This window comes from Rhodococcus sp. DN22 (genome assembly GCF_036669995.1).
Classification (GTDB): Bacteria; Actinomycetota; Actinomycetes; order Mycobacteriales; family Mycobacteriaceae; genus Rhodococcus_F; species Rhodococcus_F erythropolis.
Map to the genome: position 1 here is coordinate 4,481,174 of NZ_CP133326.1, position 23,978 is coordinate 4,505,151.

At 63.3% G+C, this 23,978-nt stretch carries 24 protein-coding genes; 8 read left to right on the top strand and 16 right to left on the bottom strand.

Annotated features, from left to right (window positions below):
- The first annotated feature begins 96 nt into the window (after window positions 1-96).
- Window positions 97-1,404, top strand: coding sequence for an HNH endonuclease signature motif containing protein (locus tag RA302_RS20275; protein WP_058226004.1), 1,308 nt, complete (start codon window positions 97-99; stop codon window positions 1,402-1,404).
- Here the strand turns inward: RA302_RS20275 and RA302_RS20280 are convergent.
- From RA302_RS20280 to RA302_RS20315, 8 genes are all read right to left on the bottom strand, one after another.
- Complete coding sequence (locus tag RA302_RS20280) at window positions 1,401-3,002, bottom strand: substrate-binding and VWA domain-containing protein (RefSeq protein WP_070162362.1); 1,602 nt, start codon at window positions 3,000-3,002, stop codon at window positions 1,401-1,403. The genes RA302_RS20275 and RA302_RS20280 overlap by 4 nt on opposite strands.
- A gap of 213 nt (window positions 3,003-3,215) precedes the next feature.
- Window positions 3,216-4,628, bottom strand: a complete 1,413-nt coding sequence (locus RA302_RS20285; RefSeq protein ID WP_007726254.1) for an acyl-CoA synthetase — start codon at window positions 4,626-4,628, stop codon at window positions 3,216-3,218.
- A 12-nt stretch (window positions 4,629-4,640) separates the two neighbouring features.
- Window positions 4,641-5,321 carry a rhomboid family intramembrane serine protease gene (locus RA302_RS20290; RefSeq protein ID WP_338477725.1) on the bottom strand — a complete coding sequence of 227 codons (681 nt, stop codon included), beginning with the start codon at window positions 5,319-5,321 and terminating at the stop codon, window positions 4,641-4,643.
- A gap of 64 nt (window positions 5,322-5,385) precedes the next feature.
- Window positions 5,386-6,489 (bottom strand): succinyldiaminopimelate transaminase, encoded by a 1,104-nt coding sequence (dapC, locus tag RA302_RS20295; RefSeq protein WP_039972669.1) that lies wholly within the window; start codon window positions 6,487-6,489, stop codon window positions 5,386-5,388.
- 5 nt (window positions 6,490-6,494) lie between these two features.
- Window positions 6,495-6,818, bottom strand: coding sequence for a ferredoxin (gene fdxA, locus RA302_RS20300; protein WP_003945248.1), 324 nt, complete (start codon window positions 6,816-6,818; stop codon window positions 6,495-6,497).
- A 146-nt stretch (window positions 6,819-6,964) separates the two neighbouring features.
- Window positions 6,965-7,723: a hypothetical protein gene (locus tag RA302_RS20305; protein ID WP_003945247.1), complete on the bottom strand. Its 759-nt coding sequence runs from the start codon at window positions 7,721-7,723 to the stop codon at window positions 6,965-6,967.
- Window positions 7,723-10,281 carry a bifunctional FO biosynthesis protein CofGH gene (locus RA302_RS20310; RefSeq protein ID WP_003945208.1) on the bottom strand — a complete coding sequence of 853 codons (2,559 nt, stop codon included), beginning with the start codon at window positions 10,279-10,281 and terminating at the stop codon, window positions 7,723-7,725. Before RA302_RS20310 ends, RA302_RS20305 begins: the two co-directional genes overlap by 1 nt.
- Window positions 10,282-10,399: 118 nt before the next feature.
- A complete protein-coding gene (locus tag RA302_RS20315; RefSeq protein WP_003945217.1) occupies window positions 10,400-10,588 on the bottom strand; it encodes a hypothetical protein in 189 nt (62 codons plus the stop codon).
- 82 nt (window positions 10,589-10,670) lie between these two features.
- On the opposite strand from RA302_RS20315, the gene RA302_RS20320 reads away from it, so the two are divergent.
- Complete coding sequence (locus tag RA302_RS20320) at window positions 10,671-11,174, top strand: PH domain-containing protein (protein ID WP_042926352.1); 504 nt, start codon at window positions 10,671-10,673, stop codon at window positions 11,172-11,174.
- Entirely contained in the window at window positions 11,171-12,742 is a 1,572-nt protein-coding gene (locus RA302_RS20325; RefSeq protein WP_081305368.1) for a PH domain-containing protein, read from the top strand. Before RA302_RS20320 ends, RA302_RS20325 begins: the two co-directional genes overlap by 4 nt.
- Here the strand turns inward: RA302_RS20325 and RA302_RS20330 are convergent.
- The 6 genes from RA302_RS20330 to typA form a co-directional block, all read right to left on the bottom strand.
- A complete protein-coding gene (locus RA302_RS20330) occupies window positions 12,702-13,547 on the bottom strand; it encodes a uroporphyrinogen-III synthase (protein WP_003945251.1) in 846 nt (281 codons plus the stop codon). The two genes, RA302_RS20325 and RA302_RS20330, sit on opposite strands and share 41 nt — an antisense overlap.
- A 51-nt stretch (window positions 13,548-13,598) precedes the next feature.
- The gene (locus RA302_RS20335) at window positions 13,599-14,015 is read right to left on the bottom strand and encodes a hypothetical protein (RefSeq protein ID WP_030536224.1); all 417 of its coding nucleotides are present in this window, start codon (window positions 14,013-14,015) and stop codon (window positions 13,599-13,601) included.
- 92 nt (window positions 14,016-14,107) lie between these two features.
- Entirely contained in the window at window positions 14,108-14,266 is a 159-nt protein-coding gene (locus RA302_RS20340; RefSeq protein ID WP_003945210.1) for a hypothetical protein, read from the bottom strand.
- 107 nt (window positions 14,267-14,373) lie between these two features.
- Complete coding sequence (gene mshB, locus RA302_RS20345; protein ID WP_007726273.1) at window positions 14,374-15,258, bottom strand: N-acetyl-1-D-myo-inositol-2-amino-2-deoxy-alpha-D-glucopyranoside deacetylase; 885 nt, start codon at window positions 15,256-15,258, stop codon at window positions 14,374-14,376.
- The gene (locus tag RA302_RS20350) at window positions 15,255-17,039 is read right to left on the bottom strand and encodes an ABC transporter family substrate-binding protein (RefSeq protein WP_030536226.1); all 1,785 of its coding nucleotides are present in this window, start codon (window positions 17,037-17,039) and stop codon (window positions 15,255-15,257) included. Before RA302_RS20350 ends, mshB begins: the two co-directional genes overlap by 4 nt.
- 150 nt (window positions 17,040-17,189) lie before the next feature.
- Entirely contained in the window at window positions 17,190-19,097 is a 1,908-nt protein-coding gene (typA, locus tag RA302_RS20355) for a translational GTPase TypA (protein WP_007726276.1), read from the bottom strand.
- Between the two features lie 324 nt (window positions 19,098-19,421).
- On the opposite strand from typA, the gene RA302_RS20360 reads away from it, so the two are divergent.
- The gene (locus tag RA302_RS20360) at window positions 19,422-19,598 is read left to right on the top strand and encodes a hypothetical protein (RefSeq protein ID WP_003945207.1); all 177 of its coding nucleotides are present in this window, start codon (window positions 19,422-19,424) and stop codon (window positions 19,596-19,598) included.
- On the opposite strand, the gene RA302_RS20365 is transcribed toward RA302_RS20360, so the two are convergent.
- Window positions 19,576-20,001, bottom strand: a complete 426-nt coding sequence (locus RA302_RS20365; protein ID WP_070162366.1) for a (deoxy)nucleoside triphosphate pyrophosphohydrolase — start codon at window positions 19,999-20,001, stop codon at window positions 19,576-19,578. The two genes, RA302_RS20360 and RA302_RS20365, sit on opposite strands and share 23 nt — an antisense overlap.
- A gap of 16 nt (window positions 20,002-20,017) precedes the next feature.
- On the opposite strand from RA302_RS20365, the gene RA302_RS20370 reads away from it, so the two are divergent.
- From RA302_RS20370 to RA302_RS20380, 3 genes are all read left to right on the top strand, one after another.
- Window positions 20,018-20,320: a 4a-hydroxytetrahydrobiopterin dehydratase gene (locus tag RA302_RS20370; RefSeq protein WP_003945236.1), complete on the top strand. Its 303-nt coding sequence runs from the start codon at window positions 20,018-20,020 to the stop codon at window positions 20,318-20,320.
- A 271-nt stretch (window positions 20,321-20,591) separates the two neighbouring features.
- Window positions 20,592-21,335 carry a hypothetical protein gene (locus RA302_RS20375; protein WP_003945233.1) on the top strand — a complete coding sequence of 248 codons (744 nt, stop codon included), beginning with the start codon at window positions 20,592-20,594 and terminating at the stop codon, window positions 21,333-21,335.
- Between the two features lie 78 nt (window positions 21,336-21,413).
- Entirely contained in the window at window positions 21,414-21,812 is a 399-nt protein-coding gene (locus RA302_RS20380) for a hypothetical protein (RefSeq protein ID WP_042448789.1), read from the top strand.
- Here RA302_RS20380 and RA302_RS20385 read toward each other — a convergent pair.
- Complete coding sequence (locus RA302_RS20385) at window positions 21,803-22,261, bottom strand: MarR family winged helix-turn-helix transcriptional regulator (RefSeq protein ID WP_003945257.1); 459 nt, start codon at window positions 22,259-22,261, stop codon at window positions 21,803-21,805. The two genes, RA302_RS20380 and RA302_RS20385, sit on opposite strands and share 10 nt — an antisense overlap.
- 85 nt (window positions 22,262-22,346) lie before the next feature.
- Between RA302_RS20385 and RA302_RS20390 the strand changes: the two genes are divergently transcribed.
- Complete coding sequence (locus RA302_RS20390) at window positions 22,347-23,777, top strand: MFS transporter (protein WP_054188751.1); 1,431 nt, start codon at window positions 22,347-22,349, stop codon at window positions 23,775-23,777.
- The last annotated feature ends 201 nt before the right edge of the window (window positions 23,778-23,978 follow it).

The window sequence follows — 23,978 nt, forward strand, 5'->3', positions numbered from 1 at the left end:
TGTCGGAACTTTCAGACGCCAACGGAGAAAGGCGTTGCGTCCGTTCGCTGTCGAGGCTAGTATCGAATGTATGTTCGACACTACCGGGGGGTAAAAGTGACGACGCAAGTATCTGAACAGGCCATATCCAAACAGGCGATATCCGAAGAGACCATCGGACAATTCCGAGCATCACTCGTCAGCATGGATCGATCCATCGACAACGCAGCACGCGTGGATCTTCTGCGCGCTTTGGAAGAGTTGAAGGCCAGTTGCGCTGGTGCCCAGGCATTGCTGGCTGCCGATCTCGACGCGTTCACCCGCAACGACCGCAGCGAACGGGGAGTGCCGCGCGCATACCAAGGCCGTGGAATCAACGCGCAGATTGCCCTCGCACGGCGAGAGTCGGCTTGGTTCGGAACTCAGCATCTGAACCTGGCCCGCGCACTGAACGACGAGATGCCGCACACACTTCGACTACTCGTCGACGGCTCCATCAGTGAGCATCAGGCGACGATCCTCATGCGCGAGACTTCATGTCTCACCGCCCAGGATCGCGCTACGTTGGATCGCGAGTTCTGCTGCGACGCTGCAATCTTGGACGGATGCGGCAACCATCAACTGACACAAAGAATCCGCGCACGCGCTGCCGAAATAGACTCCGACAGTGTTGCCAGACGAGCACGCAAAGCCGTGGGAGACAGACGAGTGACGTCACGGCCTGCGCCCGACACGATGTGCTGGCTCAATGTGTTTCTTCCCGCGGCCGAAGGTATCGCCGTGCACGCCACGCTCAGGCGCGACGCAGATTCCGTACTTGCCGGCGGGGACAAGCGCACCCGAGCGCAAATCATGGCTGATCTCCTGGTCGAGCGGGTTACCGGAATCGGCCGCGCCACACCGACACCCGTCACCGTGAATCTGGTTGTCTCCGACCAGTCATTGTTGGGCGACAATTCCGCCCCGGCGTACGTCCACGGGTACGGACCTGTACCAGCCGCTATTGCACGCGAATGGATCACCAAGGCCAGCGAAGACTCCGAAACGGTGGCAACGGTCCGAAAGCTCTACGCACGCCCCGATACGGGCGCGCTGACCGCAATGGAATCCACGGCGAGAACCTTCCCGAAGGGGTTGGCGCGATTGATCGAACTCCGTGATCGAAGCTGCCGTACTCCGTGGTGCGACGCGCCGGTTCGCCACCGCGACCACATTCGCGATCACTCGAGGGGTGGACTCACCAGCGCAGCCAACGGTGCCGGGTTGTGTGCGGCATGCAATTACGCGAAACAGGGCTCGGACTGGACTGCCGAACCTGTACCAGGTAACCGGCACACCTTCACCACGACGACACCTACCGGGCACCGGTATTCGTCTGAGGCTCCGCCACTTCCGGCACCCTGGACCAGTCCGGATGCGGCCTAAGTTCCTCGGTGAGCCAATGCGTTCACGAACACCTCGGAAATCTCCGAGGGTTCACGAGCGATGTACGTCGAACCGCCCGTCACGCGGGAGATATCGGCGAGCGCCGCCGCATCTGCGTCATCGGTGATGCCGATGGTGACGATGATGACCGGACGCGCCGGATCCTGCTCGCGTGCAAGAACATCGAGTAACTGTTCACGGCTGATGCTGTCAGGATCTTCGTTTGCGCCGTCGGTCAAGATGATGACGCTGTTGACCGCTCGCGGATCGTACGATTCCTGAACCTTACGGAATGCGGCCAGAGTCGTGTCGTACAAACCTGTGGCGCCACGTTTGAGTTCGGTGAGCCGGTTCGCCTGATCTGCCATCAACTTTCGTTGAGTCACACCGTCGACGATCGTGTCGTAGCGCCTGATCGGCACCAATTCCTGGAAGTCCTGGGTTCCGTTCATACCTTGGGAAAACGCCCAGAGACCGGCAGCGACGCTGTCTGGGAAGACCTGATTGCCGGCCAGAGCAGCAGCAGTGGTCAACTGCATGCGCGTCTTGCCGCCTGCCGCCGGGTAGTCCATCGACGCAGACACGTCGATCGCAACGAGTGTCCGGATCGGCTTGGCCATCAGAGCCCAAGCGCCCAGTGTCTGATCGGCCACCGACTGTTCGGACACGGTCAGTGCCGTGACGTCACCGACTCCACCTTCGACGGCTCCACCGCCGGAAGTACGGAACCCGCTGCGCGTCAGCACTTCCTGAGCAGATTCACTGTGCAACAGCTCGGCGATGGCGTCACTCTTCTTGGCTGCGGCGTAGTGCCGGTCCGGTGCCGAAGCACTGACCACCAGGGGGTAATCCATGATCATGGTTCCCGTCGCCGGTACTGTCGCGGAAATCTTCGACTCAGCCTTCGCGAACTCGACGACCTGTTGCTCGGTCGAAACACCGACCTTTCCGGAGCTGACCAATTCGGTGAGCATCTTCTGTCCTACCGGCTGATCTTCGGTACGAACACTCTCCGCTTGCGCATGGGGTACGAGTGCCGCTCGAACGGATTCGGAGGTAGCCCCGGTCTCCGCGAGAGCTCCGAGAATGGGCGCCGACGCAACCCCTGTGAACAACGGATTGCCCAACGCCAGATCGGGAACCTGTAGCGCCGCGAGCCAACTGGCAAACTGTTCGCCACCGCCGGAGGCGAGAACGACAGGCGAGGTGGCGATCGAACCGCCGGCGGCAGCGACCGGCCCCTTGGCCGTCAATGCAGCTTTGCCCACCCACGCTGTCGAATCCGGTATCCACATGTCCGGCGCGTCCACGCCCTTACCCAGGGTTCCCGCAACGTCCCCGGGCAGCGCAGAGGTAACCGTGATCCGCGAACAGCCTGTCTGCTCCGGCGACGATTCTGCGAGGATCTCTGTGACTGCCGGCGCGATCGCAGGATCCGCTGCCAGCGAGTACTCGTCGACGCTCTCGCAGGAATCGGACTGTGTTGCCTTGAAGACCACCACCCCGGTGGCGATTACCGCGACGGCAACCAACCCACCCACTGCGTAGAACCCGATCGACCGCCCGCTGTCAGGACTCGAATGCCGTCCGCCCGCCATGAAATCTGCCCTTCCGAGGCCACTCGCACTCAGGCATACCGACGGTATGCGCGCGACTGGAACTGTCCCTACCGGGCGGTAGTGTAGCCAAGAACACAGAAATTCCAACTAGCGCTGAATCGTCGGAGAACCGGCGAGCCCACATTTCGGGACAGGCCGGCCGAATTCACGAACCTTCAAGCGTCACAGCGACTTTTCAGCAAACCGCCCCGCCTAGAGCAGCTCACGCTTCTGAACCTTGCCCATCGCGTTACGTGGCAGAGTCTCGGCAAATCGAACCTCACGGGGACGCTTGTGCGCCGACAACTCCGCCCCGACCAACTCGACCAATTCGGCTTCGGTGACCTCGGGAGTCCCGGGCTTACGGACTACGACGGCGATGATCCGCTGCCCCAGATCGGCGTCGGGGACACCGATCACCGCAACTTCGGACACCGAAGGGTGCCCGAGGATGGCGGTCTCGATCTCGCCGGCGCCGACTCTGAATCCACCGGATTTGATCAAGTCGATGGATTCGCGGCCGACGATTCGGTGGAACCCACCCTCGTCGATGACGGCGACGTCACCGGTCTTGAAGTAGCCGTCCTCCGTCCAGGACTCGGCGGTTGCGTCCGGACGGTTCAAGTAGCCGTCGAAAAGCATCGGCCCACGTACCTGTAGGCCGCCGATACTCTCGCCGTCGTGCGGCACATCGTTGCCCTTCTCGTCACGAAGACGAGTCTCGACTCCGCGCAGCGGCACGCCGACCCACCCCGGGCGTCGCTCGCCGTCGAAACGCGTGCTCAGGGTCAGCATCGTCTCACTCATGCCGTAACGCTCGATGGGCGTCAATCCTGTTCGCTCCCGCAGCTTTTCGAAGACCGGCACGGGAAGCGGCGCACTACCGGAGACCAGAAGTCGGGCACCGGACAACGCGCGGGCAGCTTCTTCGTCTTCGGCGATACGCGACCAGACGGTGGGGACACCGAAGTAGAGGGAGCCTTTGGCCCTTGCGTAGTTTTCCGGCGTCGGCTTGACGGTGTGGATCACCCGGCTGCCGATCCGGAGGGGGCCGAGGATTCCGAGAATCAGTCCGTGCACGTGGAAGAGCGGAAGCCCGTGTACGAGGGTGTCTCGCCACGTCCAGTCCCAGGCCTCGGCGAGCGCGTCGAGCCCGGCTGCGATAGCCGAGCGACTGAGCAGAACGCCCTTCGGTGGGCCGGTAGTTCCGGACGTGTACAGGACGAATGCTGTGGACTGCGGTGCCGGTTCGGGATAGCTGTGCCACGAGCGAGCGTGCAATCGGACGGGAACCACGGGCAGGCCTTCGCAGTGGTCGTCCGTTTCGCCGAGCCACGCCTGGGCACCGGAGTCACGCAGAATGTGCTCTCGCTCAGCCTTCCCCGAGTCCGGCGGGACCGGCACAACGGTGACGCCGGCAATCAACGCCCCGACGACGGCGAGAATCGTTTTTGCTGTGGGAGTTGCCAATACGGCAACCCGATCGGCCTGCGCCACTCGCTCCGCGACCGAGGTCGCGGCACCGAGAATGGCACTCCGCGAGAGAACCGTGTCACCGATCGTCACGGCGTCGTCGAGGTCGTCACCGCGGGCAACAGCAAGGGGGTTCAAGGATCTCAGCAGCACCACGACAGCATCTCACAGCGCGGATGGTCGCAAACTTTCTCCTGCCCGACGCGCGTCCATCGAGTGCGGAGGGAACAGCGTCACCAGCGCAGCCCCCAAGAGCGCCCCGGAAAGCTCCGCGAATCCGTGTGCGTCGTCGACCGTCACCAATGTTACGCCGCCGACGACAATCACGACCGTCAGAACAATCTCAGGCATTCGCGGGCGCACCAGAACGCCGATCCCCGCGGCCGCCGCTGCCAGAGCAAGCGTGGCACCGGAGTTGCCTGCGCCGGTCGACGGGAAGACTGCGGTGGTGAGCAAACCGAACAACAGTTGACCGAGCAGGAAGAGAGCCCAGCCACGTGCGGCGCCCCAGAGCCGAAACGCAAGCGGTGCAACCACGGCCAGCGTCGCGAGATTGGTGACAGTTCCTGCGGCCCCTCCGTCCTGAACGAGCACGGAGGTCAGAATGCGCCACCATTGCCCGTCACGAATCAACGCGGGATCACGACGAAACATCTCGAGCAGTCCCGGCATCGCCGCCTGCAAGATGGAAGGCACTGCAACCATCAGCCAGAGGAGAGCTGCCGAGAGTGGGAATTCTCCGAAAACTCGACGACTTTTCAACCACACGAGCATCAGTGCAACCGAGGCAGCAACGACAGCAAAAATCAGTACCGCGTCCAAGCCGCCGGTCCCTGAGGTGGTCACAGCGCGACCTTACATCGGACCGATACCGACATCAGGGAACCTGACACCTGGGAAAGCACACGATTCAGGCGGAGAGGCGCTTTGCTGCCGCGGCGATTCGTTCGTCTGTTGCAGTGAGCGCGATCCGCACGTGCTTGCTCCCGCTCGGTCCGTAGAACTCACCGGGGGCAACGAGGATCCCACGATCGGCGAACCAACTGACCGTCGCTCGACATTCCTCGCCGCGCGTCGCCCAGAGGTACAGACCTGCCTCGGAATTGTCGACGGTGAATCCGGCGCCTCGAACAGCTTCGATCAACACACTACGACGCTCGCGGTACCGCTCGCGCTGGATGTTCTCGTGTTGGTCGTCGCCCAAGGCTGCGGTCATCGCCGCCTGGATCGGTAGCGGCAGGATCATGCCCGCATGCTTGCGCACCTCGAGCAGTTCCGACACCAGAGCCGGATCACCGGTGACGAACCCGGCGCGATAGCTCGCGAGATTGGACGTCTTCGAAAGTGAGTGGACCGCAAGCAAACCGGTCAGATCACCGTCGTTGACACGAGGATCGAGAATGGAGAGCGCATCGGCTTCCCACGTCAATCCGAGGTAGCACTCGTCGGAGACGACGATGGCGCCGCGCTCGCGCGCCCAGGCCACGACCTTCTGCAAGTGCTCGAGGCCGAGCACCTTGCCGGTGGGATTCGAGGGCGAGTTCACGAAGATCATCGCCGCCGACTCGGGACCGAGCTTGTTCAAGCCGTCGGCGCGCAGGACACGAGCACCTGCCAGTTTCGCTGCGACCTCGTACGTCGGGTACGCCAACTCCGGAATGACCACCAGATCGCCGGCTCCGAGACCGAGCAATTTCGGCAGCCACGCGATCATTTCCTTGGTACCGATGGCCGGCAGCACCGCTGCCGGATCGACGTCGGGAATGTTGTAGCGGCGATCCAGTGACTCCGCCACGGCCTCGCGAAGCGCGAGCGTGCCATGAGTCGTCGGGTATCCGGGCACCTCGGCAACAGAGGCCAGAGCCTCCTGAATCACCGGGTCCACCGGATCCACCGGCGTCCCCACGGACAGGTTCACGATGCCGTCGGGATGAGAGTGCGCCTTCGCCGTGACATCGGCGAGCGAATCCCACGGAAAATCAGGAAGCCCAGCGGCCACCGGAGTACGAGACAAGATCTCTATTCCTCACCCATGGGAGGCAGCGCCTTGATGAACGGCGTGTCGTAGTCGACCTTGCCGAGCTTGGCCGCTCCACCCGGCGAGCCGAGATCGTCGAAGAAATCGACGTTGGTGCTGATGTACGCGTTCCACTGGTCCGGGACGTCGTCTTCGTAGAAGATGGCTTCGACGGGACAGACAGGCTCACACGCGCCGCAGTCGACACACTCGTCGGGGTGGATGTAAAGCATGCGTCCACCCTCGTAGATGCAGTCGACAGGGCATTCTTCGATGCACGCCTTGTCCATCACATCTACACACGGTTCAGCAATCGTGTAGGTCACTGCCGATCTCCCTGCCTTCCTGTCGTGCATCGCCGCCGCAACACGCAGTTGCAAGGGGCCGAAAATCCGATACGACTCTCACGTACCGCGGGAACAGCCTATTATCCCCCTGCCGACCGACTCTGAGCAGGCGGGGGTAACACATTTCAGCCTACTGCGGTGATGTTCCTCGACCGAATCGCGATCCACTTCTCCCCCAGAGCGGCCGCGCGTACCAGTGCGCCCCGCTCACCGAGGTAATCCGCCACGACGCCGACCACCGGAATCTTGCCGATGATCTCGTACGGTTTTGTCCGAGACGGCCGCTTGTGCAACTCGTCCGTGATGGCACGAAAAGTCTTGGACGTGCGCCACAACGTTCCGATGAGCGCGAACGGGCGCCAGGTCTCGTCGGCGCCGCCGGCTGATTTCTCGGCGAAGTCCTCTCCGGTGAGAAGCTCTCGAGACTTCGTCTCACGCCGGCACAGCACCGACGCCAGGAGGTCCACCTGCTGATCCCGTTCGGTCACTCCGTGTTCACGGGCAACCGCAACGAGCACAACGGCCTGATTCGCGAAGGCCAGCAGGTCCTGGATCGGCAACCGATTGAGGAGGACACCGAAGATGCCGGGAAACGCGACGGCAACGGTGTTGAGTGCACCCAACCGGGTCGTCCACCACTTCGAGCGCTGCTCGTCGGTCATCACCGACCACGCCGCCGTCCCGGGGAACTTGACGACGTCGAGGACCCAAGCGGCCGCGTCCAACACCATCGCAGCAGCGTTTCGCTCGGGATCGGTCGGCTCGAACGTCCGACGCTTGATACCGAGCGGATCGCTGTAGGCGAGGTCGAGAACCGGGTTGATCCCCCACACCGCTCGATCGAGAACCTCGACGACCTTGCGGTCCCCCAGTACGTCAGCCATCAGGCAATCGCTCCTTCGCGTCGTGCATGTGTGGTGGTTCGTTCGCGTGCCGGACGTCCGATTCCCTCGGCGATGGCGCGCAGTTCTGCGACGGTCTTCTCGGAACCGTGTTCGGAGCCGGCCATCCGCGAGATCGTCTCTTCCATCAGCGTTCCGCCGAGGTCGTTGGCGCCGCCGTTGAGCATCATCTGCGTTCCGGTGATGCCAAGTTTGACCCAGCTGGTCTGGATATTGGGTATGCGGCCGTGCAGCATGATGCGTGCCAACGCGTGCGCAGCGCGGTTGTCCCGATTGGTCGGCCCTGGCCGTGAAGCGCCCGCCAGGTACAGGGGCGCGCTCTGGTGAACGAACGGCAGCAGCACGAACTCCGTGAATCCGCCTGTACGGTCCTGGATTCCGCGAAGAACGTTCAGGTGCCCGACCCAATGGTGCGGCTGATCGACATGCCCGTACATCATCGTCGAACTCGACCGCAGCCCCACCTCGTGGGCCGTGGTGACCACTTCGATCCATTCCGCCGTCGGCAGTTTGCCCTTGGTGAGGATCCAGCGCACCTCGTCGTCGAGGATCTCCGCTGCCGTACCGGGAATGGTGTCCAGGCCCGCCTCACGAAGGGCCGTCAGCCAATCCCTGATGCTCTCACCACTGCGCGATGCACCGTTCACGATCTCCATCGGAGAGAACGCGTGGACGTGCATCGACGGCACGCGCTTCTTGACGGCCCGGACCAGGTCGGCGTAACCGGTGACGGGAAGTTCCGGATCGATACCGCCCTGCATGCACACCTCGGTTGCGCCGGCGACGTGCGCTTCCCACGCACGGTCGGCGACCTGCTCTGCCGACAGCGTGAACGCGTCGGCGTCACCCTTGCGCTGCGCGAACGCACAGAATCGGCAGCCCGTGTAGCAGATGTTGGTGAAGTTGATGTTCCGGTTCACCACGTAGGTGACGTCCTCGCCGACGGCATCCTTGCGCAGCGCATCCGCCAGTGCCACAACGGCTTCCAGGCCCGGGCCCTCCGCCGTGGCGAGGGCCAGGTACTCGTCGTCGGAACATCCGGCCGGGTCGCGTTCGGCACTGCGGAGCGCAGCCAGCAGATCGGTGTCGACGCGAATCGGAGCACTGAGCTCGAGAACCTGTTCGCGCACGGTCTCCCAGTCGCCGAACGCACTGCCCAGGTCACTGCGGGTCTCGGTGTTGCGCCCGTCCGTGTCGATCTCGGTATTGAGATCGACGCGTCCGCTCGATTCCCACGACTCGTCCGGTTCCTGCCACGGCCGACCCACCGGCTTGGTGTCGGGCAAGGCGAGACCGGTCTTGGGATCCGCCAGCGCCTGCACGTGACCCGCAATACGCGGATCGATCCACGGAGCCCCGGCCAGGACATATGCCGGCTGAGCCGCAGTGCGTTCGGTCAGCGTGAAGCCGCCCTCGGCGCTGATCTCGGCCAAGGTCTCGAGATTCGGCCAGGGACGCTCGGGGTTGACGTGATCGGGGGTCAACGGTGATACCCCGCCCCAGTCGTCCACGCCTGCGCCGAGCAGCGCGAGGCACTCGCTGTTCGAGACGAGATTCGGCGGACTCTGGATCCGCATCGTCGGCCCGAGCAGCAGGCGTGCGACGGCGATGGCCGCGAGAAACTCGTCGAGTCCAGCATCAGGCGTATTGCGCATCGCGGTATCGGGCTTGGCCAGGAAGTTCTGAATGATCACTTCCTGGATGTGGCCGAACGCCTTCTGCGACTTGCGTATCGCCATGATCGACTCGGCACGTTCGAGGAAGTTCTCCCCGATGCCCACGAGAATTCCCGTGGTGAAGGGGATGTTCAGTCGGCCTGCGTCGGTCAGGGTGCGTAGCCGAACCGCCGGGTCCTTGTCCGGGCTGCCGTAGTGGCACTCACCCTTGTCGGTGAACAGCCGGGTAGCGGTCGTCTCGAGCATCATGCCCATCGACGGCGCAACGGGCTTGAGCCGCGAGAGTTCCTGCCAGCTCATCACACCGGGATTGAGGTGTGGGAGCAGGCCTGTCTCCTCGAGTACCCGGATCGACATCGCTCGCACGTAGTCGAGGGTGGAGTCGTAGCCGCGTTCGTCCAGCCATTGCTTGGCTTCCGGCCAGCGAGCCTCGGGGCGATCCCCCAGCGTGAACAACGCTTCCTTGCAGCCCAATTCGGCGCCTGCCCTGGCAATGTCCAAAACCTCGTCCGGTTCCAGGAACATGCCGTGCCCAGCGGCACGCAGCTTCCCCGGCACCGTGACGAATGTGCAGTAGTGGCACTTGTCCTGGCACAGACGGGTCAGCGGAATGAAAACTTTTCGCGAATACGTCACGGTGTTCGGCCGACCCGCTGCCAGCAGACCGGCATCGCGAACCTTGGCCGCCGAAGAACACAGATCGGTCAGATCGGTTCCCCGTGCCTGCAGCAGCGTTGCCGCCTCGTCGACGTTCAGGGTCGCTCCGTCGCGTGCACGACGGAGAACTCGCCGCATCGCCGACGCTGACGGGCCGGGCGACGGACTGGACGAGGCGGACGCGGAAATACCTGGCATCGGAAGCATGGTGGGTTTGCCGGAGTCATCACCAGTTCGGTTCACCTAGCGATCATGCGCCATGTGGGACGACTAGTGCCACCCGGTGCCAGAAGTAGGAGGCCTCACCGCCCCGACACCGCCTCGATCACGACGGCCGGTAGTCGTCGTCGACCGCAACCTCGACTCGTTGATCCACCACGTCAGCCACTGGCGCGTCGAGCGGAATGTCGGTCAGATCGGGTTCTTCAGGGGCGTTCGGATCTACGGGTGTCGATTGTTCGAGCGCATCTGATTCCGGAGCCTCCGGGTCGAATGTCGCATCTTGTTCGGTCATCACGTGCTCCCTTCGCGGTCGCCACACTCCACGATAGGGCCGATGTCGACAGATCGCCCCTCACTCGACCAAAGTAGTGCCCATGACTGCGCCGCAACCGCTGACCATGGCCGACCCCTTATGGCGACCCAGCACCAAAGCCCCGAGGCTGTGGGCAATCACTGCCTCACTGTTCTGGGTACCCGTCATCGTCGCCGAAATCGTCTGTGCCGTCTTGGTACCCGGAATCCCGTCCTGGGTGGTCGGCACCGTATTCGCAGTCACCGTACTCTTCGCTGCCACCTACATTCTGATGGTCCCGGCGTGGCGGTATCGGGTCCACCGATGGGAGATCAGTGACACCGCGGTATACACCCGCACCGGCTGGTTCACCCAGGAGCGACGCATCGCACCGATCTCGCGCGTGCAGACCGTGGACACCGAGCGCGGACCGATCGACCGCATGTTGGGTCTGGCAACCGTCACGGTCACGACAGCGTCGTCGGCCGGGGCCGTGAAGATCTCCGCACTCGACCAGGAAGTCGCCGACCGCACGGTGGCTCAACTGACGGAGATCGCGGGTACCAACGTGGGAGACGCGACGTGAACGAGAAACAGTTGGGCGACCCGACCGCGATCGAGATCCCGGTAGAGGCGGAAACGGCAGCTGCCGAGGCCGCGGAAGAGGAACAGCCCTGGCTCCGCCTCGACCGACGCATGCTTCTGGTCCACCCCGTCAACGAAGTCGTCAAACTGCTCCCGGTCCTACTCGTCTCCGTAGTTCTCGGCAGCCAATCCGGAAACCACTGGTGGGGACTCGGCGTCGTCACTCTGCTCGTCATCTTCGGTTTGTTGCGGTATTTCACCACCACGTACCGAATCGGACCCGTCCACGTTCAACTGCGCACCGGGGTCTTCCAGAAAAAGCTGCTCTCCGTCCCGCGTAGCCGCATCCGATCCGTCGACGTCGAGGCCGGGGTCATGCACCGGTTGCTCGGACTGTCGATCGTGCGCATCGGTACCGGCCAGCGCGCCGGGAGCGGCCACGATTCGAACAAGTTCGAGCTCAACGCCCTGTCGACCGCCCTGGTTCCGGACCTACGCGCCGCACTGTTGGCCGGCGCCCAGCAAGCACGGCGACTGGAAACCCCGGGCACGCCGGTCGAAAGCATCACCGAACCGGTCGACACCGAAATCGGTCACTGGGAACCGAGTTGGGTTCGCTACGCCCCCTTTTCGTTCACCGGAATCGCCATCATCGCAGCCATCATCGGCATCTCGTTCCAATACGGCATCGGCACTGCCGTCGCGAAATCCTCGGCAGTGAGCGACAGCTTCGACTCACTCGAGAGCCTCGGCATCGCACTGATGGTCGTCATCGCACTCGTCGTGCTGCTGGTGCTGTCGAGTGCACTCGCCTGCGTCCAGTACCTGATCGCGTTCGGCAACATGAAACTCACCGACAACGGCCGCATCCTGCATGTCAGTCACGGCCTGTTGAAGACTCGGCAAACCACACTCGACCGCGCCCGCCTCCGCGGCACGACGCTCAAGGAACCGCTCCTGCTGCGATTGGCTCGCGGCGCGCGGCTCGACGCCATCATGACCGGGGTCAGCGCCGAGAAGAAGGAATCTTCGCTACTGCTCCCGCAGGGACCGCGCAGGGAAGCCGAGCGAGTGATGGCCACCGTGATCGGTGACTCACGCCAGGCGTCCGCCCCGCTGATCCCGCACGGCCCGGCCGCGCGGCGTCGCCGGTACACCCGAGCACTGTTCCTCGCCGCGGTGGCGTTCCTGGTCTGTGTGGCGTGCGCGGCTTCTGGACTCGATGTACCGATCTACGCGTGGTTCGGGGTCGCCGTACTCGCCATCGGTGGCACTGCCCTCGCCTTCGACCGATACAACGGCCTCGGCCACGCAGTACTACCCGGATGGTTGATCACCCGAAACGGCTCGCTCGATCGCCAGCGTCACAGTCTCGAATCCGAAGGTGTCATCGGATGGACGGTGCGCGAGACGTTCTTCCAACGACGCGCGGGAGTGGCAACCGTCGTCGCCGCGACGCCCGCCGGCACCGGAAGCTACGAGGTGATCGATCTCCCCGCCGAGAACGCGTGGGCATTGATCGAAGCCGTCACTCCGGGCGGTGGCGACGTGTGGGCAGGTCGTCGATGATGAGCCGCGCCAGCGAACCGAGACGCGATCGCTCCGGCTGGATGGTCGGAACACCGAGGAGTTCCAGCGGGGCGGCCGTCACCGGTCCGACGCAGTAGGTCGGTACCGGTCCGCGCATAGCTGCGACGAACCGCTCCAGCTCGCCCATTTCTTTTGCCGTGCTGAGCATCGAGGAGACCGCGGGGGCACTGGTGAAGGTCAGCGCGTCGATCGCACCGGAACGAACTGCAGCGACCAACGCGCGGACCGGCGACTGATCCGGCGGCCGGATCCACCGATAGACCGATACCGGAGTGACAACCGCGCCGATGTCGGCGAGGGAGGCGCTCAGGTCCGTCAACGGCTCCCATTCGGTGATGGTGCCGTGCAACTGGACTGCGATGCGCAAGCCTGCCACTCCCTCGCTTCCGAGATGTGCCAGAACTTCCTCGGACGACTCACCCGAAGGCGACCATTCCTCGCGCAGTCCGGCGCCTCGGATGGCACCCGTCGCCTTGGGGCCGCGGGCGATGATGCGCGTGTGGGCGAGAGCCCCGAGGAACTCCTCGGTCAAACCCCACGAGGCGACGGCGTCGAGCCAACCCCTGAAGCCGATCCCGGTACTGATCACGACCAATTCCGGAGGATCGGCAATCAAAGCGGACGTCTGAGTCCTCAGGTCTCGATCGTCCACCAACGGCAGCACATGGATCACCGGTGTCCGCACGATCTCCGCGCCTCGACGTTCGAGGAGCGTCGCAAATTCTTCGACACGCCGTTCTGCGGTCAAGGCGATAGTCGCACCCGCCAAATCATGTTCAGCCACAGGCTGAGTGTCCCTTATGCACGGGTCAGTTTCCTACGCGCGCGCCGAGAACTATTGCGAGCTGAGGGTGGCGAGTCTGTTGATCGCCACTTTGAAGAGGAAAACGGCGGCCGGAGCGATCGCACCGACCAGCAGCAGGAAGGTCAGAGGGGACGAAAGCACGAGTACGTCGCCGCCGGGGCCGCCCACCATGCACACCAAGAACCCGACGATCCAACCGGCGAGCGGCAATGCGGCCCTACCCGGCGTCGTAACCGTGCGGGCGGCGATCACCAATACGAGGTTCGCGGTTGCGGCTACGAGAATGCTGATGGGAAATGCCGTCGTACCGAGATGAGTCGGCAAGAACAGGACGGACAACACCGCGCACAAGAATCCGTCGAAAATCAGGACGCCGAGGATGACAGGGTCGAGCCACGACAGCGACGTTCCTGTCGAGGCGTCCGTGTTGTTCTCGACGGTCGTCATGGTTTTGATAGTGGTCTATCGGTCGTCATCGCGCGAGCGCGGGGTCCCTCCCGACAAGCACCCCGGCTCGCGCCCGAAAAGCACGAAGCTGATCAGGGAACCGGCGGGAACCCGAGCAGAGTCAGCAAATGACTCTGCTGATCTGCGAATGCGTAGAGCGACCCGTAATACAAGTCGTGGTAATAACCAGCCATCGGACGCAACGAATCGACGAAGGCGACGATCTGGTTCTGCAGGTCCCAGTTGTACATTTCTTCAGCCCCCAGGCTTTGCTGTTACCGAAAGGACCACCCATCCGGTGACACGCATCACACACCACTACGGCGTCGATCGCAATGCCTGTGAGCCGACGCCCAGGTCAGCTGTGCAGGCCGCCGAACAGATCGCGCTCGCGGCCGTCCTCACCCACCGGACCGAGCGCGCCGGCGGCCAATACGAAATGCTCGACCGTCAGGATCGGTTGGACCACGTTGTTCGACAATGCGAACTCGGCTCGACTCGGGGCTACCGTCACCTGAGTGGCGTGGGCGCTCAATGCCCTCGCCTTCGCATCGATGACGCCTCGAACGTCGATTGCCGTCGTCACGTCTGTGTCCTCGACGCTCGGCAATTCCCCGGGCTCGGGCAGACGCCAGTTCTCCGGGAACTCGGAAATCGCCGCGATGCCGCGTTCGAGTCCGCTGCGCTCGGTCACGGTCCAGTAGAACTTCGGAGTCGACCACGGCTCGCCGGTCTCGGGATACGCGGTCGTTCCTGCAGCTTCGACGGCCGCTGTCGTGATCGCGTGCGCCTGGATGTGATCCGGGTGCCCGTAGCCGCCGTTGGGGTCGTACGTGATCACGACGTGCGGCCGAATCTCACGAATGACGGCGACCACCGCGCCGACTGCTTCGTCGAGTCGAGCATTGACAAAAGCACGGGGATTGGCGGCCGAAGGTGTGCCGATCATTCCGGAGTCGCGATACCGACCGGCACCGGCGAGGAAGCGAGGAGCGGCACTGCCCAAAGCCGACAAAGCAGCGCTCAGTTCCGCGATCCGGTAGCCACCGAGTTGATCGGCCTCGGAAGCCACGAGCCCGGCCCACGCATCACCGATCACTTCGCCTTCCTCCCCCAACGTGCAGGTGAGGACTGTGACCTCGACGCCTTCGGACGCGTATCGCGCGATGGTGCCACCGGTGGTGATCGTTTCGTCGTCCGGATGTGCGTGTACCAACAGAAGTCGCTTCGCCGACGCGGTCACTTTTCCACCCTCACCCAGTCCGTAGCGTTTCCGAATATCCCCACCTGCACCGGCCCGTCGAGGACCACGCCCTCGACTCCGGTCCCGACCGCGACCAGCGCTCGGCTCTGCACGATCGGCAAAACCGCCGCAAGATCCCACAGCTTGGGTTCCGCATCGGCGATCAACGACCCCAGATCCCCGATGCCACTGAGCGCTTCGTCGATCCGACCTTGCAACGCCGGATCACACAGCCCGGACAGGTTGCTCGGAGCCTCGACGCTTGTTGTTCGGATGGGCTCCGGTGTCTGCGACGGCGTCGGTGCGGGCACTGCCGAACTTGTTGCCGGAGTGGAAGGTGCGCTCGGGCAACTGAACCGCGAGGCCAGCGAAGTGGCCGTGTCGGCGCCTGCCCGGCTCCAACCGACGATCATGTCGACGCGTCCTGTCGTCAGGTCCTCGCCGTAGAGTTCCTCCGGCGCCACCGATTCGACGGTCGCCAGGATTCCCACGTCACGCAATTCGTCGGCAGCGGTGTTTGCCACGGCGATCGCGATGTCGTCGTTTTCGGGAGCGCCGATCAGCAGCGTCAACTGGGCGCCGTCACGGACGATCGATCCGACCGTTCCAGTGCCCGTGACGATTCCGGTGGGCGGTGCCGTCAGGTAGCCGGCTGCGGTCAGCTCGCCCAGCGCCTGCTCCCTGGTCGGTTTCGGCGGCGCGGTGGGCGCATATCCCGGATCCGACGGAGCGAGGATCTGAGCTTTCACCGGGGCCGACGCCGATTCACTCCCTGCCGCCACCACGGCGAGCAGGTCCGGATCGAGCAGTCCCAGAACACCTTTACGCACCCGAACATCCGCGAAGTTCTTGCTTCGCCCGTTCACGTTGATGTCGAGAGTGCGCGGAACGTAGGAGAATGCCGTCCTGACACCCGGGATTGCAGACAGCTGAATATCCGTGGCACTACCCGAATGAACCTGCGCCACTTGGGCATCGTCGGTACGCAGCGCATCCGCCAACTGTGCAGCCGTTCCTCCGCGTCGCAGAACTATCTGATCCGGGTCTGAAGGCTTGCCCCAGAATCGGTCGTTGCGTTCGAGCACGATTTCGTCCCGGCCGCGGTCGACCGAGCGCACGTGAAAGTGGGCTCCCGACACCGGAATCCCCTCACTCAGGCCGGTGCTGAAACCGCCGGGAGTGTCCTTGATCAGGTGGGACGGAAGAATATCGGTGAACAACTCTCGCCATGCCGGATACGGCGCACGCATCACGACGTTGACCGTTTTGCCGCCGCCGGACGAGTTCACGTCGTCGATCATCTGATAGCCCGCGGGATTGACCACTCCGGGAACCGAGATCATCTGCTGCCACAGGTAGCGAAAGTCTTCTGCCGCAATGGGAGCGCCGTCCGACCATTGGGCTTCGTTGCGCAGTTGGTAGCGAATCGTGAACGGGGCCTCCGACGTCACTTCAGCGGAAACGAGGAAAGAATCGTCGATCGCCCACTCCGTCGCGCCAGGTTGTGTGGGCGAATTGATCGGGCGAAACGCACTGGGCAGTACGAGGTTGCCGACTGCGGAGTTGACCGGCGACTGATCCGCGAGCAGGTGCGGGTTGAATCCGCCTCCCACCTCGTCGATTGCCACAGTGACCTGCTTCATCGCCGGAACGACCGGAGTCGGTGTGGGCTTGACGGTTTCGGTGCTCTCGACCGGAGGCGGCGGATCGGCTGTACATGCAGTCAGTGACAACGCCGTCACTGCCACTGCCAACGCCAGGTAGCGACGTCCTGAGGCCACAGACAATTCCTTCCGTACGGGGCCGCGTCGCCCCTTCGCACTCGATTTCCAGGCAGAACTTTGCCCGGAAACCATGAAGGCGAATGTACCTTTCCGCCGAAAACTCGGCTGAAAGGCACATCCGCCTGTCAGGTTGTAACCGACGAAAGACTACAGAGCAGCCTTGTCGCGTGCCTTGCTACGTGAACGCTCGCGAGCGCGCTCGGTTGCGTTGAGGTGCACCTTGCGGACGCGAACGTCCTCCGGGGTGACCTCGACGCACTCGTCGCTGGAGCAGAACTCCATCGCTGCTTCGAGTTCGAGCTTGATCGGCTTTGCGAGGGTCTCCATCACGTCTGCGGACGACTGACGCATGTTGGTCAGCTTCTTCTCGCGAGTGACGTTGATGTCGAGGTCTTCCTGACGCGGGTTGATACCGACGACGTGTCCCTCGTAGGTGTCTGCGCCGGGCTCGACGAAGAAGGTTCCACGGTCGGCCAACTGGATCATGGCGAACGGCGTCACCGTGCCGGAGCGGTCCGAGACGAGCGAGCCGGTGTGGCGCGCACGGATCTCGCCGGCCCACGGGCCGTATCCGTCGAACACGGCGTTGGCGATACCGGTTCCGCGGGTTTCCGTGAGGAAGTCCGTGCGGAAGCCGATGAGGCCACGCGAAGGAACGATGAACTCCATGCGAACCCAGCCTGCGCCGTGGTTCGACATCTGGACCATCTTGCCCTTGCGGTTGGCCAGGAGCTGCGTGATGGCGCCGAGGTACTCCTCGGGGCTGTCGATGGTCAGCTCTTCGAAAGGCTCGTGAACCTTGCCGTCGACGAGCTGCGTGACAACCTGCGGCTTACCGACGGTGAGTTCGAAGCCCTCACGACGCATCTGTTCGACGAGGATGGCGAGCGCGAGCTCTCCACGACCCTGGACCTCCCACGCATCGGGGCGACCGATGTCGAGGACCTTGAGCGAGACGTTACCGACGAGCTCCTGGTCCAGGCGGGACTTGACCATGCGTGCAGTCAGCTTGTGACCCTTGACGCGACCGACGAGCGGTGACGTGTTGGTGCCGATCGTGACCGAGATTGCCGGCTGGTCGACGGTGATGCGGGGCAGTGCGACCGGGTTCTCCAGATCAGCGAGGGTGTCGCCGATCATGATGTCCGGGAATCCTGCGACGGCGCAGATGTCACCGGCGACGGCGACCTCACCGGGAACGCGCTCGACACCGATGGTCGTGAGGAGTTCGGTGATCTTGGTCTTCGTGACGACGGGCTCGCCGTCGACCTCGCGGCACCAGGACACGGTCTGGCCCTTGCGCAGCTCGCCGTTGTGGATGCGAACGAGTGCGAGGCGACCGAGGAATGCGGATGCGTCGAGGTTGGTGACGTGAGCCTGCAGCGGTGCGTCGACCGAGCCCTTCGGCGCGGGGACGTACTCCATCAGCACCTGGAAGAGTGCGGTGAGGTCCTCGGCGTCGGGAGCCTTGCCGTTCTCGGGCTGCACGGTCGATGCCTTGCCTTCGCGACCGGACGCGTAGAGGACGGGAAGTTCGAGTGCGAGCTCAGCGGCTTCGGCGGCCTCGTCGGACAGGTCCGATGCGAGGTCGAGGAGCAGGTCCTGAGCCTCGGTGACAACCTCTTCGATGCGGGCGTCGGGGCGGTCCGTCTTGTTGACGACCAGGATGACGGGCAGCGAAGCGGCGAGTGCCTTGCGCAGCACGAAACGCGTCTGCGGCAGGGGTCCCTCGGAAGCATCGACGAGCAGGACGACGCCGTCGACCATGGACAGGCCGCGCTCGACCTCGCCACCGAAGTCGGCGTGGCCGGGGGTGTCGATGACGTTGATGACGGTGATGGAACCGTCTTCGTTGACCTTATGTACTGCGGTGTTCTTCGCGAGAATGGTGATGCCCTTCTCGCGTTCGAGGTCGCCGGAGTCCATAACGCGATCGACCAGCTCGGCGCGCTCCTCGAACGCGCCGGACTGACGAAGCATGGCGTCGACGAGGGTGGTCTTGCCGTGGTCGACGTGTGCGACGATGGCAACGTTACGGAAGCTGGTGATGGTCACGCGATGGCTCTCCTGGCTGAGTTGATTCGGCCACGCGAAAGTCAAGTCGCACGGCTCTTCTGGTGGCCGCTGCACGAGTGTGTGATCCGAATCAGGGCACGAATCGCCTGAGAAGGCACCGCGGCCTAGTAAATACTACTCGCTCCGGGCTGATACTCCTGCATTGTGCGGCCTCTATCACCGCCCCCACCAGCGAATAGTGATCTGCACCACGCCGATGCGCGTAGGATTACGACCTGGAGAAACAGGTCATTTAAGGGTACGCTAACCTCGTTCCAAGAGCGGGCTCTCCGCCGTAGTGAAACAGGAAAGCCGCAGCGTCACATGGGAAAAGTCAAGGCAAGCAAGGTCTCGCAGCTCAAGCCGAAGAAGAAGTGCTGCCGCAAGAAGACGCGGTGCATCAAGTGTCCCGTCGTCATCATGCGGATGAAGAAGCTCGAGAACGAGGGCGCATCCAAGAAGGAACTGAAAGCAGGTCTCAAGAAGGCTCGTGCGGCGTAAGCGCGCTCAATTCCGCGAGTAACTCGGGGATCCAGGCTCGATCGTTGTCCACCAGATCCATCGACAACAGTTCTTCGGCGTCGACCCATGTCAATTGAGCATGGTCGAGCGCGACCGGTTCTCCCGACACCAACTCCGCCCGGTAGGCCCGCAGGACCAACCCAGGCGACAGTGGCACCTCGACGCCGATTCTGGCGCCGCATCTCACCTCGACCGCCAGTTCCTCGAGCAGCTCCCGCGCCAACGCGTTCTGTGGCGATTCGAATTCTTCGACCTTCCCGCCCGGCAGCTCCCAACGACCGGCCAAAGCCGGCGGACTCGTCCGCTGCGCGAGGAGCAGCCTTCCCTCGCGGAAGATCGCACCGGCGACAACTTCCCGATCCCTTGCAGGTGCATCACTCATCGCACCATGATGGAGTATGGCCACTTTGTTGTCCGACTCCGCGATCCAAAACGCTCTCGACGAACTGCCCGCCTGGCAACTGTCGCCAGGGTCGATCACTCGCACGGTCGACTCCGCGACATTCCCGGACGCCATCGCACTTCTTCAACGCATCGCGGCAGTCGCCGAGGCCGCGGATCATCATCCCGACATCGACGTTCGCTGGCGAAAGGTCACGTACACGCTTTCGACACACTCGGCGGGCGGTCTCACGGAACTGGACTTCGACCTTGCCCGTCGAATTGACGTACTCGTCGACGATTCGGTCCGTTTCGACTGATCTTCGAGTGAACAAACCTCGCAATCTGACGTAACAGTTGCATCAACTTTCACATAGATCACTTCAGTCACAGGTATGGTCGCCGTAAATCACGATCGAGGCCGGTCATGCCATAGACTCCCCCCGGTGCGTAGCTGCTCAGCAACTGAACAGCTGTACAACCCGGGGGCTCTGTACATAGAGTGACCCCTCGAGCCGTCAAACGCGGAGCTCGCCTAGGCGCCCGCGCGGTATGACTAAGGATGGGGAAACAGTGCTTCGAACCCGAGGTATGCGAAAGGCGTTCACCGCCGTCGCTATTGCCGCAGTAGCAGGACTGGCATTGCCGGCACAGGCAATGGCCGATCCGGCAGCACCGCCCGCACCCGAAAGTGTGCCGATCGAGTTCCTCGCATCGTTTGCGCCCGCCATCATCGGCGCCGCCGCAGGTCCGGCCGATGTTGCAGGCGGACCGCAGCAAGCGTTGCTCGACCAGGCTCGCGCGATCCTGAACTCCCCCGGCATTCCGCCCGAGATCAAGGCCACCCTCGAGAAGGTCATCACCTTCCTCGACGGCAGCGGCGGCGGCGGACCGGCGATCCCGGACGAGAACGCCCCCGTCATCGCGCAGTTCCTCTACCCGACGCTTGGCAAGGGCTGCATCTCGGCCACCGCCGATTCGGTCGGAACCGCACTTGCCGTTCCCGGCCCGGCTCACCTGCCTCCTCCCGGTCCCGCTGCCGGTCAGGCTGGATTCGTCTTCACCGCTCTCGGTACGGCTCCCGCCGTCGACGACCAGCCGGTGCCGATGACCGTCACCTGGGTCAACATCGACAACCAGCGCAGCGCCACCCAGAACTTGACCAACGCCGCACGCATCAACCCGGACGGCCCAGCCACTCTGTCGGCTATCGCCGATACCGGCCCCGGACGCGTTCTCTCGGTGATCAGCGGTTCGCTGACCACCCAGCCGGAAGGCGCAGATCGCATCACCTGCAGCTTCCTTCCGACCGTGGGCATGTTCGCGGTAGCTTGATCGAAGTCTTGTGAAAGGGACCCACCGAATTTCGGTGGGTCCCTTTTGCATCTCCGATCACCGTGATAGACCCGATAGATGGGACATCTACGAGTGGACATCACGCACGGTCGTCCAGAGAAGAAATCCGGCCCAGACCAGTCGATACGGTCACACAAGTCGACGCGATCGATACTGTCCATCCGATCCGAGGGGTCCATTCTCTCGATCGGATCGGCGTACTCGATCCTGTCGATCGGTAGCGTCGGCTCTTTTCTTTCGATCGGAAGCATCGGGTCTACGGCGTCGGTCCTGAGTTCGGGCTCGTTCGCCAGTCTCGGGTCCGCGCTGTCCGGTCTCTCACGTTGGTCACTGCTCTCCTGGCGTGGAAATCATGCAGCCCCCGAAGAACACCCGAAACTTGTTGTCATTGCGCCGGAATCGGATTCGAGCGATCCGGACCGCTCACTACGATCCGTCTCGCACTCTCAGACCTGATTCGGTCGCGGCCATTCGCGGCCTTCCAGCGCTTCGACCGAGGTATTGAATTGCCGCAGTAGGTCACCGAGCGCGAGACGCTGCTCCGGCGTCCACTCGCGGAGGACCTTTTCGACACCGGCTGTCGAATGTTCGCGATCAGCACGAAGTTTCGACAGCCCCTGCGCCGTCGGCCGGACCTTTCGCGCGAGCCCTCCGTCCGGATCCTCCACTCGCTCCACCAAGCCCTGACGCCTCAGCGCGCCGATCTGCCGGTTGATGGTGGAGATGTCGAGCGAGAAAGCGCAGGAGAGCTCCTTGAGGCTCATGGGATGTTGCAATTCCAGTCGACCGAGCAGTAGATACGCCGACCGGTCCAGATGAAGTTCGGCCCGTTGTGCGAGCGCGTGGTAACGCGAGAGCAGAGTCAACTCGTACTCGATATTCACCAGATCAGGGTCCCGGTCCATCCTCATATTGTGCAGACTACACACGATGTGTAGCGTGCACACTGGGGCGAACGCACCAATCAGAACACGCCATGGCGGGAGCCGCATGTCCGTTCACGCAGGGTCGTCCAATGTCGACGAGAAAATCCCCGACACGAACTACGCATCCTCGGGTCCAGTGCTCACCGTTCTAGGACTGTGCGGAATCGTCGTCGCCTTGATGCAGACGCTGGTAGTCCCCATCATTCCGCAATTGCCGCACCTGTTGAACTCCACTCCCGCCGACACCTCGTGGGCGGTCACCGCAACACTCCTCGCCGCCGCGGTGATCACGCCGATCAGCGGGCGCCTCGGCGACATGTTCGGCAAGAAACGAATGCTGCTGGTCAGTCTCGCGATGGTCGTTCTGGGCTCGGCCATCTGCGCGATCGCACCTTCACTGATCGTGCTCGTTGTCGGCCGTGCACTTCAAGGAGCATCGGTCGGGGCAATTCCATTGGGCATAGCCATCATTCGTGACGTTCTTCCACCGAAGAAAGTGGCCGGCGCGATGGCGGTCATGAGCGCCACCCTCGGCGTCGGCGGTGCGATCGGACTGCCGATCGCCGCGGTGATCGCCCAGAATGCCAACTGGCACTTCCTCTTCGTCACATCGGCAGCGTTCGGGCTGATCTGCATCGCACTGGTTGCGTTCGTCATTCCCGAATCGACCGTACGACGCCCGGGACGTTTCGACTTCGTCGGTGCGCTCGGCCTCACCGTTGGTCTGATCACCCTGTTACTCCCCATCACCAAGGGCGGAACCTGGGGATGGGGCGACGCGAAAACCCTGGGGCTCCTTGCGGTTTCCGCGCTCAGCTTCCTGGTGTGGGGATGGTGGGAACTTCGACGCAACGCACCGCTGGTGGACCTCCGCGTATCGGCCCGGCCGCAAGTTCTCTTCACCAACTTCGCGTCGATCGCCGTCGGTTTTGCCATGTACGGCAATTCCCTGACGCTCCCCCAACTGCTCATGGCACCGACGTCCACCGGTTACGGACTCGGACTGTCCATGGTTGCAGCGGGACTCGCACTGGCCCCCGGCGGACTCGTCATGATGGCGCTCTCGCCCGTCTCCGCTCGAATTTCGGCTTGGCGCGGCCCGCGAATCACGTTGATGCTCGGCGCCCTCGTCATCGGATTGGGTTACGCCTTCGCATATTTCACGGTGTCGAGCGTCTGGCAGGTCGCCGTGGCCGGAATGTTCATCGGAGCGGGCGTCGGGCTCTCGTACTCGGCCATGCCGGCCTTGATCATGGGCGCAGTCCCCATCACGGAATCTGCAGCCGCGAACGGACTGAACTCACTGATGCGATCGATCGGCACGTCGACGTCTGCCGCGATCGTGAGCGTCGTCCTGGCCGGAATGACCATCACCGTCGGCACCGCAGTGATCCCCTCGTTCGAGGCGTTTCGTGCCACGTTCCTGATCTCCATCGCCGCCGCCGTCGTGACGATGGTGTTCGCCGGGTTGATTCCCAAACAGAAAGTCTCGTAAGGGAATCAGCCCGGCGGAGGACTCACTTCTCCGAAGAGCCTTCGATGCTGCTCGTCTGCAACTTCGACAGAAGTGTGTAGATGAAATTGATGATGATATCCACGTGGTGCCCTCTCACATAACGGGTCCCCGACCCGACAACGACGGTACCGCAGAACTCTTCTCCATCGAATCGCCGACAATCAATTCTGCAACGTGTTC